Here is a 15,870-nt window from a genome sequence, read left to right on the forward strand (position 1 = left end):
TCCATTGACGTCGCAATACTGACTTTGCCTGCCGATTGGGTAATGTTGATATTATTACCGGCTTCAATCGTCACCGTTTCGCCCATATTGATTTGATCGTTCAACGTACCGCTCACATTACCCGTGCCGGTTTGTGCCGTCGTAATATTCCAGCCTTTTGCAACTTCTGTTTGTAAAGTCGTAACATTATTGGTCACGTTCGTTACATTCGCATTGGTTGCATTCAACTGTGCAAGGTTAACCGCATCACTATCCGCCGTACCGTTTGCGATATTGGTGATTTTATCTCCGCCAACATCTAAACCAGTTACTGTTGAGCTTAATACGGTATTATCTCCGTTCGGATTACCAATCACTATCTTAGTTGCATTGACAGTATCAAAGCTAACATTGTCGGTAGTTGAGAGTGTAAATTCTGCACCGTTTTGTTTTACTTTAATATTTTTACCTGCCGTATAAGTGACTTTATCACCCGCAGTAATCTGTTCTTCCGTTGCAACACCGTCTAATTCACCGTCACCGTCTGCAGCCGTTACATTCCAAGCAACTGTATTTAAGATGGTCGCTAAATCACCCGCTTTCACGAATTTATCCGCTTCATCTCCTGTCGGAGCCGTCACTTTCCCCGCAGAATCCGTAGCCAATGATGTATTGTTCACATTAAAGGTAATTGTTGGTTTGCTGCCATTCATGTTAACTACGGCAGTCGTGCCTGCACCGCTAACGATATTTACTGCATCACCGGCTCTTACGGTTGCAACTTCTGAACCATTACCTTCAAGTTTCCACGCGGAATTCGCCACTTTTGCATTCAATTGTGAAAGGTTAACCGCATCACTATCCGCCGTTCCGTTTGCAACGTTACTGATTTTCGCTGCCGAACCGTCCGTTTTCGCAACTTGTACACCCTCTGCCGTCGGAGTAAAGGTCACACTATTGCCGTTACTTGTTAAGTTAAGGCTGTTGAATTCCGGATTTTCGGACAACAAGATTTCTACTTTACCCGCCGTGACGTTAGTACGGATATTTTTACTTGAACCGCCCGAAGCCAAACTACCCGAAATATTTAAGGTAGATCCGAGTTTTTGTGTCGTCGAACCATTGTTACCCGCAAAAGTCAACGGTTGGTTAATCGCCGTATTTAACGCCGTTAGTGCCCCGCCGACATTATTATAGTTTGTTACAGTATTGCTTGTCGGATCGGTAATGCTAAAGCTCGGTGCCGTTACCGTACCGTCACTGTTCACCGATGAACCACCGCCCAATGCCGCCGCCGTGCTGTTGGCTAATGCATATAATTGACTGCCGTTTACCGCATCTTTGCTGGTAGCATTCACCGTGGCATTCGTGACATTACTGATCACCGTATTCGCCGCATCAATTCCTGCCGTACTGAGTGACGGACCGTTTGTGCCGATCGCAATTTTGTCCGTTGCCGTCACCGTGGTGAAATTCGGGTCCATTGACGTCGCAATACTGACTTTGCCTGCCGATTGGGTAATGTTGATATTATTACCGGCTTCAATCGTCACCGTTTCGCCCATATTGATTTGATCGTCCAACTTACCGCTCACATTACCCGTGCCGGTTTGTGCCGTCGTGATATTCCAGCCTTTTGCCACATCCGTTTGTAACGTTGTAATATTGTTTTTCGCCGCTGCCATATCCGTTTGCAACGTAGTGACATTGTTGGTCACGTTCGTTACATTCGTATTGGTTGCATTCAACTGTGCAAGGTTAACCGCATCACTATCTTGTGTACCGTTTGCTACGTTAGTGATTTTATCTCCACCGACATTTAATCCTTCAGCCGTTGTTGTTAAAGTTGTTCCGTTTGTAGCGTCTTTGAGATTAATCGATTTAAACGTTGGCGCTTCGGCGAGTTTAATCACTAATTCACCGTTATCATTATCCACACGGATATTCTCCGCCGACGCATCCGTTGCATCCGCCAATGTGCCTTTCACCGTGACTTGCTCACCCAATTTTTTACTGACTGCTCCGCCTTTATTGCCGACAAGGGCAAAGCCTTTATCGATCAAATAAGTCGATATATTGTTTGCCACATTCGCCACATCGCCTGCAGTTGCCAGCTTATTACTATCGGTTGCCGTAGTAGTATTTGTCGCTGTACTAAAGGCAACAGAGGATGAAATATCACTAATATTAACATCGAATTTTACGGTTGATACGTTATTGTTTGTCGTGGTTACCGTCACTCGTGTACCCGTACCATCAATAAAGTCGACAACATCACCGGCTTTTACTTGGTCTTTCTCTGTACCTTTTTCTTTTAACGTCCAAGATGCACTATTAACGGCATTGATTAAATCATTTGCCGATACCAACGCATTGCCGTTCTGCGTACCTGTTGTTGTACCATTAACCGCTGAATTACCGTTTAATTTTGCAATTCCATCCTCGGAACTGACCGCTTGTGTTTCAATACCTATATGAATTTTGTTTACATTACTCGCTTCCGTCGTATGAGTAACTTTGACTAACCCCGTACCGTCAATTGTGACGCTATCATTCGGATTAATCTCGCCAACCTGTGCTTCTCCTGCGTTATCTTGCGAAGTTTTTAGCGTCCATTTTGATGCGGCCAAGGTACTGTTTAATTGACCGTAGTTCACTGCGTCACCGTCATTTACGGCGCTAGATACGTTAGTGATTTTTTGGTTTGCCGCATCAATACCTGTTGTACTGAGTGACGGACCGTTTGTGCCGATCGCAATTTTGTTCGTTGCCGTCACCGTGGTGAAATTCGGGTCCATTGATGTCGCAATACTGACTTTATTTGCCGATTGGGTAATGTTGATATTATTACCGGCTTCAATCGTCACCGTTTCGCCCATATTGATTTGATCGTCCAACTTACCACTCACATTACCCGTGCCGGTTTGTGCCGTCGTAATATTCCAGCCTTTTGCAACTTCTGTTTGTAAGGTCGTAACGTTATTGGTCACGTTCGTTACATTCGCATTGGTTGCATTCAACTGTGCAAGGTTAACCGCATCACTATCCGCCGTACCGTTTGCGATATTGGTGACTTTATCGCCACCAACATCTAATCCATCAGTCGTTGTTGTTAATGACGTAGTGTTTGAACCGTTCGTTAATGTTATACCTTTGAATGTCGGAATATCCTTCATACGAATAACGATATCAGTATTTCCTGCTTCGCTTTGTAACACCGTCGTCAATAAGTTAGTAGAAGAAGTCTCATCAAATGTCGCATTTCCGGCAAGAATCGATAAAGCCTTACTGAATTGATGTTGTACCAAGTTAGTATCCTTGTTAACGACACCTTGATCTGCACCAACATTCATTCCTTGAGGAGCAGAGCTGCTGATTGCTTTAAGTTGAGCAACGTTAACGGCATCCGTATCCGCCGTACCTGCTGCCACGCCGGTAATTTGACGTGTAATAGAACTTGCCACATCGCCGACTGCAACTGCGCCACTTGTAGATTTCCAGGTAGCTGATGTATCTGAAGAAGAAGCTTGAGTTAATGGATCATAGCCTGCCACACCTTTATCCGTTGTTGCTTTACTGTCATAGCCCAACGCAACACCTTTAGCAACACTGACACCGGTATTACTACCTAACGCCACGGCACCCGTTACATTCGTTACGCCGGAATAAACAACCCCAGTATGATCTCGTGTTGAAATATTATTTTGTGTTCCTGTGATATTTGCCGTGTTTAATGTAGCGGCTGACGCCCCTAATTTAACGTTATTACCTAAAATAAAAGTATCTGAAGACGTATTACCGATAATATTTTGGTTACCAATGGCATAACTCGCATTGCCACCGACAAAGCTGCGATCCGTATCAACGTATTGGGCCGCATTTTTATGAATGGAAGCATTCCATACGCCTGAATAAGCACCACTGACAACCGAAGCGGTCCCTAATGCCGTACTACTATGGGCATTATTGGTCACCACAGTGTGATAACCCAATGCATTACTGGCTTTCGCCCCTGCATAAGCATAAGCATTTAATGCTGCGGCTTGTTGTCCTTTGGCATATGCTGATGTACCACCAACGGCGACGGACTGTATCCCAGTTGCCGCCGCACGGGTACCGATTGCCGTAGAATATCCGCCGGCTGCTCTGGAATAAGAACCGATAGCCGTTTCATTTGTACCTAAACCAGTTAATGCATCGTTACCAATTGCAATATTATCTAATGATAAAGCTTTGGCACTTTCACCGATGGCAACTGCAGAATTACCTACGGCATGTGTATTGATACCTAATGAAACGGATTCATCACCTAAAGCTTTAGCGTTATAGCCAATAGCTACACTCGATTTTAACCTATCGGTACCGTCTCCGGTTCTTGACGCCCCCGCAACACTATATACACTATCATTAGCCACCAGCCCAGATACCACATTTGTACCTATTGCAATACCATCTTGACGCTCATTCACCGTTGCCGTTCTACCAATAGCAATACTGTGTGTGGAATTTGCGTTGGCATTTTCACCAACGGCAATAGCAGAAATACCCGAAGCATTTGCCAACGCCCCCAGTGCAGTTGCGTTTGTATTTAATGCCTTAGCATTAGCACCAATTGCGGTTGCATTGGCTTGCTGTGCTTTAGCATCATTTCCTAATGCAACGGCTTTATCTTGAGTTGATGATGAACCGGAACCGATAGCTACACCACCATTCCCTGATGAAACCGTATCCAAACCGATAGCAATAGCATAATCATTGGATGAATTTGCGTTGCTACCGATTGCGACAGAATTTCTATTTAATGCTTTTGCAGTATTACCAAATGCGACAGAGAAGTTTCCTGAAGCATTTGCCGATTTACCGACTGCACTGGCTTCTTCGCCGGCTGCAACAGTACCTACACCGGCAGCCAATGCATCAACACCCGTCGCGCCATCATTATTGTAGTTACCCGATGCTGAATTTATGTTATTAACGCTATAAAAATGGGTCAGTTTTTCCTGCAACCCTTTTGCGATAATATAAAGCTGAGAACCATTAATTGCATCGGTTGACGTTTCACTAATATTACCGGCTGCAACATGTTTAATTTGGCGCTCACTCCCCGCTGCACCGACAGAAACTTGATCCCCGGTAGCTACCGTAGCCCGAGTTGCAAATCCATCATAAGTGATCCCCCCTATGATTGCTTGTGTCTCTTTAGTTGCATCTGTTAAAGTCGTTGATGCAGCACCTAGAGCAATAGCATTTGCTTTACTTGCATCGGCTGAAGCACCAATCGATACCGTATTTTCTTGGCTTGCTTTAGAAGCAATACCCAATGCCAAGCTGTTTATTCCCGAAGCATTAGTGGAATCACCGAATGCGGTCGCCCCTTGTGCACTCGCTTTACTACTTGTACCAACCGCGACCGTTTGGTTATTACTTGAATTTGCGCCATCACCCACCGCAACGGCTGATTTACCCGAAGCATTCGAGGCTTGACCGACGGCAACCGTATTGTCACCCAGTGATTTTGCTCTTGCCCCTACGGAAACCGAGTTGATACCGGAAGAATTACTGCCTGTACCAATACTGATAGAACTTGCACCCGCTACGTTTGCATTTGTACCGATAGCAATACCGTGAGAAACGGCAACGGCATTAATACCCATTGCATTCGCACCGGCACCGCTGGCATTAGCATCTCTACCAATCGCAATACCGCCACCAGATCTTGCACCGTCAGCGGCCACTGTTGAGTTCGTTTTAGCTCCACGACCGATTGCTACCGACTGATCAGCTTCAGCATTCGATAATGCTCCCAAAGCGGTTGCCTGAATACCAGAAGCAACTGAAGATACACCAATTGCCGTTGCATTTTCATTCGTTACAGTAGATCCATTACCAATTGCAATACTGTTTATTTTTTGTGCTTTTGCATTTATACCAATCGCCACGGCATGCGCACCATCTGTAACCGTACCACTACTAAGACCTGTTTCAGCATCACGACCTATTGCAATAGAATTTGCCGCTCTAGTTGTGGCATTTGTTCCAAATGCTAATGAAGAACCCGCATTAGTTGCCGTACTTGCATTAGAACCTAAAGCAACAGCTTGGTAACCTGATGAATTTGCTGTATAACCAATTGCGACCGCTTGCGATTTATCGTTTGCTTTAGTATTTGAGCCAATAGCAATACTGCTGGCTTCTTTTGCGATAGTATTCGTACCAATCGCAACCGCATCTTTAAACTGTGTTGTTGCGTTGGTACCAATAGAGATAGCACTATAACTATCACTATCCGCACTCGCATTTATACCAAGAACAACTGCACCACTAGCACCTGCCGTTGTATTTTCACCGATTGCAATATTAGCCGTTTGGCCGCCCGTCGCATTCGCATTGTAGCCAATCGCAATACCTTTTACTGAATTTACCACTGCATTGCTCCCTATTGCAGTGGATTGATCCCCTGTCGCATTGGCATTTACACCTAGAGCCATTGATTGGCTATTAGATGCACTCGCATTAGAACCTAATGCTATGGCTTGATTGCCTGTTGCATTTGCACTTACACCCAATGCCGTTGATTGAATTCCCGTTGCATTTGATTTTGCACCAATAGCCGTTGCCTGATTCATTGTTGCATTTGATAACATACCCAATGCAGTAGATTGGTAACCTGACGCATTTGCTGATGTACCAACTGCCGTCGCTTCATTTCCGGAAGAGTTTGAATTTTCACCTACGGCTACGGAATTCGTCCCGGAAGCAACGGCACCGGTAGTAATTGCAAAATTATTCGAATCGTTAGAACCGACAGCTACCGCCGCTATCGCTTGACCGGCGCCTAAAACGGCACTTGCCAGAGCAGAGACAGTAAACAATGTTGTTTTAACAGTATTTAATTGTTTTGATTTCGTCTTTGTTTTTGATTTGGAAAGTTCGGATACGACAACAAAAGTCCCTGTGGCGGCATTCCAAATTACTTTATAAATTTTATTCATTACATTCTCCTAAGATAAAACCGCTCAATGCTATCTGTAGTTAACTTCATCCTACTTTATCACCTGCTGGTCATCAGTTTGCTTACGTAAAACATATCTCACATACCATTAACAAAAACAACAACAAAGAATAAGATACATTTTAATGACTAAATTTTACCTATTTTTACCAAAAACTCAACGCAAAGTAATGTTTGTAATTTAAATTTTATTATAGCAATTTTGTGCAATCTATGTTAGAACATAACAATATATGTGCCATACATGATATCTAAAACATCACAACGCAATGAATTTCAAGAAAATGTAAAGAAAAGATAGAAAGAGAGGAAATAACCTGTATCTAAAAATAACCCCGCCTTTACAATAGTAAAGGCGGGGGTTATTTCAATAAAAAATTCTTACAAACTAACCGTTATGCATTTGTCGCTGAATACGCCCTGAAGCGATCTCTTCATCACGGATTGTCAAAATTTCACAACCATCTTTCGTGATCACGATCTGATGTTCAAATTGTGCAGAATGACTGCGATCTTTGGTTTTCACCGTCCAACCGTCGCCCATCAAGCGGATTTCTTTTTTACCGGCATTGATCATCGGTTCTATGGTAAACACCATGCCCTCCTGCAAAATTACCCCTTCATCGTCGGCATAATAATGCAGCACTTGCGGATCACTATGGAACTGATCGCCGATGCCATGTCCACAATATTCGCGCACAACGGAAAAACCTTCTTTTTCCACATATTGCTGAATGACTTTGCCGATTTGATTTAAACGAATACCGGGTTTTACCGCTCGTAATGCAATGTAAAGCGCTTCCTGCGTCACTTCGATCAAGCGCTTATCTTTCACGCTCGGTTCACCCACAACATACATTTTAGAGTTATCGCCGAAGTAGCCGTCTTTAATCACGGTCACATCAATATTCAAAATATCACCTTTTTTCAGTTTTTTATCCGGACTCGGAATGCCGTGACAAACAACCTCATTTAATGAAATGCACGTCGCATTCGGGTAGCCGTGATAACCTAAGCAAGCAGGGATCACTTGCTGTTGGTTGATATAGTCGTGACAAATACGATCTAACTCACCGGTGGTCACGCCTTCTTTCACATAAGGCTCAATCATCACCAAAATATCAGAGGCAATTTTGCACGCCTCACGCAATTTGACTATTTCATCTTCGGTTCTAATCGGAATATTTTTCATTTTCTCTCTCTGATTTGCATAACGTTGTCGGATTATACCTTTTTTAACGGGAGAATTCACGGTAGCCAAACAAGCGGTCTGTTTTTAAGGAAAATTTGCAAATTTTTTGCCGATTCCGACCGCTTGTAAACATTACTTCACCGCTAATCTTAACTTCTGAATCAAATAGTTCAGCATTACGCCGTATAACGGCAAAAACAATAACAGGCTGACGAAGATTTTAAAGGCATAATCAACGGTCGCAATCGTAAACCAATGTTCCGCCAAATACTCATCGCTACTTTTATAGAACGCAACGGCGAAAAAAACAAAGGTATCTATAAGGCTACCGAAAATCATCGAGCTTGACGGCGCAAGCCACCATTTCGGTGATTGGCGTAATCGATTGAAGACAAAAATGTCCATTAACTGCCCGACCACATAACCCGAAAAACTGGCTAAGGCGATACGAAATACAAAAAGATTGAATTCTGATAAAGTCGCCAAACCTTGAAATTGTCCTTCAAAGAAAATGACCGAAATAATGTAGCTCACCAATAATGCCGGCAGCATCACCACAAAAATAATTTTACGTGCCAACTCGGCGCCAAATACGCGTACGGTTAAATCTGTTGCTAAAAAAATAAACGGAAAGGTGAAAGTTCCCCATGTGGTCGGGATCGTACTATCGGTAAACGGCAGCTTAATTTCAAAAGTAATTTGTACAAGATAGTTACTGATAGTAATAATAAAAATGTGGAAAAGGGAAAGTAATAGTAACGAGCGGCGCTTCTGCTCGTCAGAAAAGTACGAAAGAGAGTTCATATTGTTCCTTTTTATTGTGTAACGTTAATTGGGGTTAGGGAACCCAATGGTGTAAAGAGGGGCGGAATAATACTGCCCACAGATAAAAAAGCAAGCCATTATTTAATTCTCTACTCTAAGTGGATAATTATTCTACCAAACCGTACTTTATTTAATAAATAGAGGCGCTACACTACGCATCATCAATTCAAAATTAAAGAGGTATTATTATGTTACAGCTACGCAAAGCCGAAGAACGTGGCAATGGTTCATTCGATTGGTTAGAGAGCTACCACACCTTTTCATTCGCCAACTATTACGACCCGAGACATATTCATTTTTCCCATTTACGGGTGATTAACGAAGATTTTATCGCGGGCGGTCATGGTTTTGGAAAACATCCCCATAACGATATGGAAATTTTGACTTATGTATTAAGCGGCAGTGTCGCCCATAAAGACAGCATGGGTAATGAAACGGAAGTGCGTGCCGGCGAATTTCAGATTATGTCCGCAGGTTCGGGAATTTACCATTCGGAAGTTAACCCGAATCCTGACCAAAAATTACATTTATATCAAATCTGGATTATCCCGAATCAAAAAGGAATTACGCCGCGCTATGCACAAGATAAATTTGCAGATAAAGAAGGAGCGACGTTAATCCTTTCTCCAAATGCCGACGAGGGGTCATTCAAAATTTATCAAAATATGAAATTGTGGCGTTATCAATACACCGCTAACAAAGATGAAACGATAAATCTAGATAATCAGCGCAATTATTGGCTACAAGTCGTGAAAGGCAATTTAACGGTAAACGGCGTGAAATTAAAAACCAGTGATGCACTGGCTATCCGCCAAGAAGAGTTGCTAAGCGTTGCGACACAAAGTGAAGTGGAATTTTTGCTGTTTGATTTAGTGTAATGCAAATCGGCTTATCGAAAAAGCAACGCCCACATTTTTGCAAAAAAGCGGTGAAAAGTCACCGCTTGTAATCGATATAAATTTGGAAAAAGTGATCTTATTTTGTCAACAAATCCAACGCTTCTTGATATTTGGCGACGGTTTTTTCAATGACATCGGCAGGCACTTTAGGCGCCGGGGCTTGTTTGTTCCAACCGCTGTTTTCCAACCAATCACGAATAAACTGTTTATCAAATGACGGCGGATTGGTGCCTTCTTTGTAAGTCTCAACCGACCAAAAACGGCTTGAATCTGGGGTTAATACTTCATCCATTAATGTTAATACGCCATTTTCATCTAAACCAAATTCAAATTTGGTGTCACAGATAATAATGCCTTTTGTTAAGGCATAATCTGCCGCTTCTTTATACAACGCAATTGCAGCATCACGCACTTTTGCCGCAAGCTCTACGCCGATTTGGCGTTCACATTCGGCGTAACTGATATTGATATCGTGATCGCCCACTTCCGCTTTGCTTGACGGCGTAAAAATCGGCTCAGGTAGCTTGCTTGCTTCAACTAAACCTTCTGGTAATTCAAGACCACAAATTGTGCCTGTTTTTTGGTAATCTTTTAAGCCGCTGCCTGTTAAGTAGCCACGAACAATCGACTCAATTTTAACAGGGGTTAAACGCTTACACACGACCGCTCGGTATTGAATCGCTTCGGCTTCTTCTTTAGGTAGCACGTCAAAGACTGAATCACCGGTAAAGTGATTCGGCATAATGTGTGCCAGTTTATCAAACCAAAAATTGGAAATTTGAGTCAAAATTTCCCCTTTGCGCGGAATCGGATCGTCTAAGATCACATCAAAAGCGGACAGGCGGTCGGTTGCGACCATTAACATACGTTTATCATCAATTTCATAAAGGTCACGGACTTTGCCCGAATAGATTTTTTTAAGGCTGATTTGCATGGCTGGATTCCTGTAGATTGAATAAAACGGGCAAATTATAACAACTTGCGCAAACGTTTGCTATTTGTCATAAAAATAATTTATCTTTCGAACAAAAAAGACTTGTCATTCTCATTTTTTTGGCGTATCTTCCACACCAATTCATTTTTGGAGTTAACTTATGACCTTTATTCGCACTCACCATCATCACCATTTGACCGACTAATCTTTCGGGCATTTGGCGTGTTCGGAAGATAAACTTCCGAGAGCGAATTAAGCGACTAAAGAATTCACAACCCCTCGGAAGGCAACTTTCGAGGGGTTTTTCGTTATTCAAAATACAAAATAGAAGGAACACACTATGTCGGACAACAGACTTCGCATCGCGTTACAGAAAAAAGGGCGTTTAAGCAAAGATTGCAGCGAATTACTCAAACAATGCGGCGTGAAAATCACCTGGAACGAACAGCGTTTGATCGCCTATTCCGAAAATCTGCCGATTGAAATTTTACGCGTGCGTGATGACGATATCCCGGGGCTGGTGTTTGACGGCGTGGTCGATCTCGGTATTATCGGCGAGAACGTGTTGGAAGAAGAAGAATTAGGGCGTTTACATGCCGGTGAACCGGTCGAATATAAAAAACTCCGTACCTTAGATTTTGGCGGTTGCCGCTTGTCGCTAGCGATTGATCGCGATCGCACCTACAACGGCGTACAAGATTTGAAAGACGCCCGTATTGCCACCTCTTACCCGAACTTACTCAAACGTTATATGGCGGAACAAGGCGTACCGTTTAAAAATTGTTTGCTCAACGGTTCGGTGGAAGTTGCGCCAAGTGCAGGACTTGCCACCGCCATTTGCGACTTAGTTTCGTCAGGTGCCACCCTTGAGGCAAACGGTTTAAAAGAAGTCGAAGTGATTTATCAATCCAAAGCTTGCCTGATTCAACGCGCCGAACCGTTGAGCGCCGACAAACAAGCCCTTGTGGATAAACTGCTAACCCGCATTCAAGGTGTACAACAAGCCGCCGAATCCAAATACATTATGCTCCACGCCCCGAAAGACAAACTCGAAGAAATCACCGCATTGCTACCGGGCGTCGAAAACCCAACAATTTTGCCGTTGGCGCACGATGATTCCAAGGTCGCCATGCACGTGGTCAGCCAAGAGAACTTGTTCTGGGAAACGATGGAAAAACTGAAAGAAATCGGCGCAAGTTCGATTTTGGTGTTACCGATCGAGAAGATGATGGAGTAAAAAATGGCATTTACTGAAATAGAAAAACAATCTTTGCTTGCACAAAAAGGAATCGGACCGACTATCTTACAACGCCTGCAAGAAATGGGCTTGGATGATGTATCGCGACTGGCAAATGCCAATCCTGAATTTATTTTACAGCTTGGTTCAGAGATAACAGGATCAACCTGCTGGCGGAATAGTCCGCAAGCCAGAAAAGCGATAGAAGCGGCGATAGCGTGGGCAAAAGCACAGTAAAGCCCCTGTGTGATAGTTCCTCTCGATCCATAAAAGTACAAGCGGTCAGATTTCCGCAAATTTTTGCAAATTATCGGCACGAGCGGGACGCTCGCGCCAGCGATAGAAAAAGGAAAACATATGCAAACCCTAATTTGGAACAATTTAACCGAAACGGAAAAACAACAAGCTCTTACCCGCCCGGCAATTTCCGCATCAAGCGACATCAAAAGTGCGGTGGAAAATATCGTGAATTTAGTGAAAAACGAAGGCGATAAAGCGTTATTTGAACTGACGGCGAAATTCGATAAAACCGAACTTGATAGCCTTGTAGTATCAAAAGAGCAGATCGAACAAGCGACAAAACGCATTTCAGATGAACTCAAACAGGCGATTCAAAATGCCTATCGCAATATCAATACCTTCCACGAGGCGCAAAAACCGCAAGCCGTGGATGTGGAAACCCAAGCAGGCGTGCGTTGCCAAGTGCTGACTCGACCGATTCAACGGGTCGGTCTGTATATCCCCGGTGGTTCGGCGCCACTGTTTTCAACGGTATTGATGCTCGCTATTCCCGCCAAAATTGCGGGATGTAAGAAAGTGGTACTCTGTACACCACCGCCGATTGCCGATGAAATTCTCTATACTGCCAATTTGTGTGGCGTCGAAACTATTTACGCCGTAGGGGGGGCGCAAGCGATTACCGCAATGGCATTCGGCACGGAAACGGTAGCAAAAGTAGACAAAATCTTCGGACCGGGCAACGCTTTTGTCACCGAAGCCAAACGCCAAGTCAGCCAACAACTCAACGGTGCCGCCATTGATATGCCGGCAGGGCCTTCGGAAGTGTTGGTGTTAGCCGATCAATTTGCCGATCCTGATTTTGTCGCCAGCGACTTGCTTTCCCAAGCGGAACACGGTGCCGACAGCCAAGTGATTTTGGTCACTGATAGCCTTGAACTTGCCCAAGCCACCGAACAAGCCATCGAACGCCAACTTGCAACATTACCGCGTAAAGAGACCGCTTGTAAGGCACTTTCGCATAGCCGAGTATTTATTGCCGAAGACTTACAACAATGTGTCCAAATCAGCAACGCCTACGCTCCTGAACATTTGGTGGTACAAGTGGAAAATCCGCGTGCGTTACTCGATCAACTGGATAACGCAGGCTCGATTTTCTTAGGCGCATACAGCCCCGAAAGTATGGGCGATTACGCCAGCGGCACTAACCACGTACTACCAACTTACGGCTACACCCGCACCTATTCCAGCCTTGGTTTAGCGGATTTCAGCAAACGAATGACCGTACAAGAACTCACTCCGCAAGGATTTAAAGACTTGGCAAAAACGGTGGAACTGATGGCAAGTGCGGAACAATTGGACGCGCATAAGCAGGCGGTGAGCATTAGATTAGAAAAGATTAAAGAGATTTCAGTGATGAATAATAAAAAGTATTATGACTTTAAAAGTATTTTAAGTGTTCCTTGGTTAGGGAACCTACTTACAGTAATGACACTTATCTTTTCAATATATACATTTTCACAAGCAAAATCTGAATTACAGAAATCTCATGTTATGAATAATATAGATTATCTACTAAAGGACGCTGTAGAACTAAAAAAAATGAATACAAATTTTAAAACTTGTATGGATCTAAATATTATTTCAGACTGTGAATTAAAGATTGGTGTAGGTCTTGAAAGTTATAAATCCTTAGTTATAAAAAATATAAAAATATATGAATTACAATCTAAAGCTTATTCAAGCTATAAAGGTTTTAAAGATATGCTAAATATAACCGAATCCATAAATTCTAATTCAGGAAAAGAATTATTAGATCTAAATGTTGAACTAGATAAGTATATTGATTATTTACTAAATGAGAAATTATCAAGATATTAATATAAGATATAAAGGGAAACTAATATGACAATCTCACAACTCTCCAGAGAAAACGTTCAATCCCTCACCCCATACCAATCCGCACGCCGTTTGGGTGGTTCGGGGGATGTGTGGCTGAATGCGAATGAATATGCCCTTTCGCCAAACTTTGATTTAACCGACCGCACTTTTAACCGCTATCCTGAACCGCAACCGCAAGCGGTGATTGAAGGTTATGCCGCCTATGCCGGCGTTGCACCTGAAAATGTGCTGGTTAGCCGTGGCGGTGATGAAAGTATCGAATTGATTATCCGCGCTTTTTGCGAGCCGACCGACAGCGTGTTGTATTGTCCACCGACTTACGGAATGTATGCGGTGAGTGCCGAAACCTGCGGTATTGCGCTCAAAATTGTGCCGTTAACCGCTGATTTTCAACTAAACTTACCTGAAATCGAACGTAATTTGGACGGTGTGAAAGTGGTGTTTGTGTGTAGTCCGAACAACCCGACAGGTACGCTGGTTAAGCGGTCGGATTTGCTCAAACTTTTGCAAATCACCGCAGGCAAAGCGATTGTGGTGGTGGACGAAGCCTATATCGACTTCTGCCCGCAAGCGACAATGGTCAATGAACTGCCAAATTATCCGCATTTAGCCATTATCCGCACTCTCTCCAAAGCCTTTGCGCTTGCCGGCTTACGTTGCGGTTTCACCCTTGCCAACGCCGAGTTGATTAACGTGCTACAAAAAGTCATCGCCCCTTATCCGCTCCCCGTACCTGTTGCCGATATTGCCGCTCAAGCCTTGAGCGCACAAGGTATCGAACAAGTCAAACAACGGGTGGAAGAGGTTTTAACACTACGCACCGATTTGCAAAAAAATCTCGAAAACTTACCGCTTGTCGAAAAAGTCTTTGAAAGCGACGGCAACTATTTGCTGGTCAAATTCCAAGATGGTCCAAAAGTATTCAAAGCACTGTGGGATCAAGGGATTATCTTAAGGGATCAGCATAAAGCGTTGGGATTGGCAAACTGTATTCGGATTACGGTGGGAACGAAAGAAGAAAATGCGAGGGTGGTGGAGGCGATTAAATATGTCTAGATTGTGGCTGTATAAGAAAATATATGAGCTATACTAAACTTTTCTACCATATCGTTTTTCGTACGTTGCAAAGTATCCCAGCAATTAACGAGACAAACGAAAGAGAGTTATACCAATATATTTGGGCTTTTTGCCAACAGCAAAAATGCACTTTGCATCGCATAAATGGTATGCCTGATCATCTGCATTTGTTGGTCGAAATTCATCCGAGTATTGCGGTAGCAGATTTTGTGAAACAGCTGAAAAATGCCAGTCATAAATGGCTTGAAAAGCATAATGAACTTTTTCCTGATTTTTATGCGTGGTCAAAAGGTTATTGTGCGTTAAGTTACAGTGAACACGAAATTGAGACAATCATCAATTATATTAAGAAGCAGAAGGAACATCATAAATCACAAAATTTTATGGATGAAATGAAAAATTTGCTCGGTAATGTAAATGAATATTTAGAGCAAGATCTATAACCTAGGGCGAGTCGCCCTAGGTTCTATAAACTCAGCCACGCTGTGGCTGATAGTTAGAAAAAATGAGAGCCACAGCGTGGCTCGGATTATATAGCCCCACACGGCTCGTGTGGGGTGGATAGCGGAGAAACAA

At 43.3% G+C, this 15,870-nt stretch carries 9 protein-coding genes, 1 pseudogene and 1 other annotated feature; of the genes and pseudogenes, 6 read left to right on the plus strand and 4 right to left on the minus strand.

What is annotated here, in order from left to right:
• The 3 genes from ACEYJ7_RS00825 to ACEYJ7_RS00835 form a co-directional block, all read right to left on the minus strand.
• Positions 1-6,971: beta strand repeat-containing protein (locus ACEYJ7_RS00825; RefSeq protein WP_373777141.1), on the minus strand; the 6,971-nt coding region annotated here is incomplete at its 3' end.
• A 408-nt stretch (positions 6,972-7,379) separates the two neighbouring features.
• Positions 7,380-8,183: a type I methionyl aminopeptidase gene (gene map, locus ACEYJ7_RS00830; RefSeq protein ID WP_373777162.1), complete on the minus strand. Its 804-nt coding sequence runs from the start codon at positions 8,181-8,183 to the stop codon at positions 7,380-7,382.
• A 132-nt stretch (positions 8,184-8,315) separates the two neighbouring features.
• Positions 8,316-8,987: a 7-cyano-7-deazaguanine/7-aminomethyl-7-deazaguanine transporter gene (locus tag ACEYJ7_RS00835; protein ID WP_373777142.1), complete on the minus strand. Its 672-nt coding sequence runs from the start codon at positions 8,985-8,987 to the stop codon at positions 8,316-8,318.
• A gap of 209 nt (positions 8,988-9,196) precedes the next feature.
• On the opposite strand from ACEYJ7_RS00835, the gene ACEYJ7_RS00840 reads away from it, so the two are divergent.
• Complete coding sequence (locus ACEYJ7_RS00840; protein WP_373777143.1) at positions 9,197-9,886, plus strand: pirin family protein; 690 nt, start codon at positions 9,197-9,199, stop codon at positions 9,884-9,886.
• Between the two features lie 97 nt (positions 9,887-9,983).
• Here ACEYJ7_RS00840 and ACEYJ7_RS00845 read toward each other — a convergent pair whose 3' ends face one another.
• Positions 9,984-10,841, minus strand: a complete 858-nt coding sequence (locus ACEYJ7_RS00845) for a phosphoribosylaminoimidazolesuccinocarboxamide synthase (protein WP_373777144.1) — start codon at positions 10,839-10,841, stop codon at positions 9,984-9,986.
• Between the two features lie 180 nt (positions 10,842-11,021).
• Positions 11,022-11,150: a sequence feature (His leader region), on the plus strand.
• A 31-nt stretch (positions 11,151-11,181) separates the two neighbouring features.
• Between ACEYJ7_RS00845 and hisG the strand changes: the two genes are divergently transcribed.
• The 5 genes and pseudogenes from hisG (at position 11,182) to tnpA (ending at position 15,737) form a co-directional block, all read left to right on the plus strand.
• Complete coding sequence (hisG, locus tag ACEYJ7_RS00850) at positions 11,182-12,078, plus strand: ATP phosphoribosyltransferase (RefSeq protein WP_373777145.1); 897 nt, start codon at positions 11,182-11,184, stop codon at positions 12,076-12,078.
• Between the two features lie 3 nt (positions 12,079-12,081).
• On the plus strand, positions 12,082-12,315 hold the full coding sequence (locus tag ACEYJ7_RS00855; protein ID WP_373777146.1) for a recombinase RecA: 234 nt from the start codon (positions 12,082-12,084) through the stop codon (positions 12,313-12,315).
• Between the two features lie 120 nt (positions 12,316-12,435).
• Positions 12,436-13,716: pseudogene (gene hisD / locus ACEYJ7_RS00860) on the plus strand (histidinol dehydrogenase); the annotation flags it as partial.
• A gap of 504 nt (positions 13,717-14,220) precedes the next feature.
• Entirely contained in the window at positions 14,221-15,273 is a 1,053-nt protein-coding gene (hisC, locus tag ACEYJ7_RS00865; RefSeq protein ID WP_373777147.1) for a histidinol-phosphate transaminase, read from the plus strand.
• A gap of 23 nt (positions 15,274-15,296) precedes the next feature.
• Positions 15,297-15,737, plus strand: coding sequence for an IS200/IS605 family transposase (tnpA, locus tag ACEYJ7_RS00870; protein WP_373777148.1), 441 nt, complete (start codon positions 15,297-15,299; stop codon positions 15,735-15,737).
• The last annotated feature ends 133 nt before the right edge of the window (positions 15,738-15,870 follow it).

Origin of the sequence: Glaesserella sp. (genome assembly GCF_041814905.1) — a bacterium.
In the GTDB taxonomy this organism is placed as follows: Bacteria; Pseudomonadota; Gammaproteobacteria; order Enterobacterales; family Pasteurellaceae; genus Glaesserella.

What these genes read in the sequence shown, in the direction of transcription:
- map (WP_373777162.1), bottom strand. Translation starts at nt 8,183, where the DNA reads ATGAAAAATATTCCGATTAGAACCGAAGATGAAATAGTCAAATTGCGT.
- ACEYJ7_RS00835 (WP_373777142.1), bottom strand. Translation starts at nt 8,987, where the DNA reads ATGAACTCTCTTTCGTACTTTTCTGACGAGCAGAAGCGCCGCTCGTTA.
- ACEYJ7_RS00840 (WP_373777143.1), top strand. Translation starts at nt 9,197, where the DNA reads ATGTTACAGCTACGCAAAGCCGAAGAACGTGGCAATGGTTCATTCGAT.
- ACEYJ7_RS00845 (WP_373777144.1), bottom strand. Translation starts at nt 10,841, where the DNA reads ATGCAAATCAGCCTTAAAAAAATCTATTCGGGCAAAGTCCGTGACCTT.
- hisG (WP_373777145.1), top strand. Translation starts at nt 11,182, where the DNA reads ATGTCGGACAACAGACTTCGCATCGCGTTACAGAAAAAAGGGCGTTTA.
- ACEYJ7_RS00855 (WP_373777146.1), top strand. Translation starts at nt 12,082, where the DNA reads ATGGCATTTACTGAAATAGAAAAACAATCTTTGCTTGCACAAAAAGGA.
- hisC (WP_373777147.1), top strand. Translation starts at nt 14,221, where the DNA reads ATGACAATCTCACAACTCTCCAGAGAAAACGTTCAATCCCTCACCCCA.
- tnpA (WP_373777148.1), top strand. Translation starts at nt 15,297, where the DNA reads ATGAGCTATACTAAACTTTTCTACCATATCGTTTTTCGTACGTTGCAA.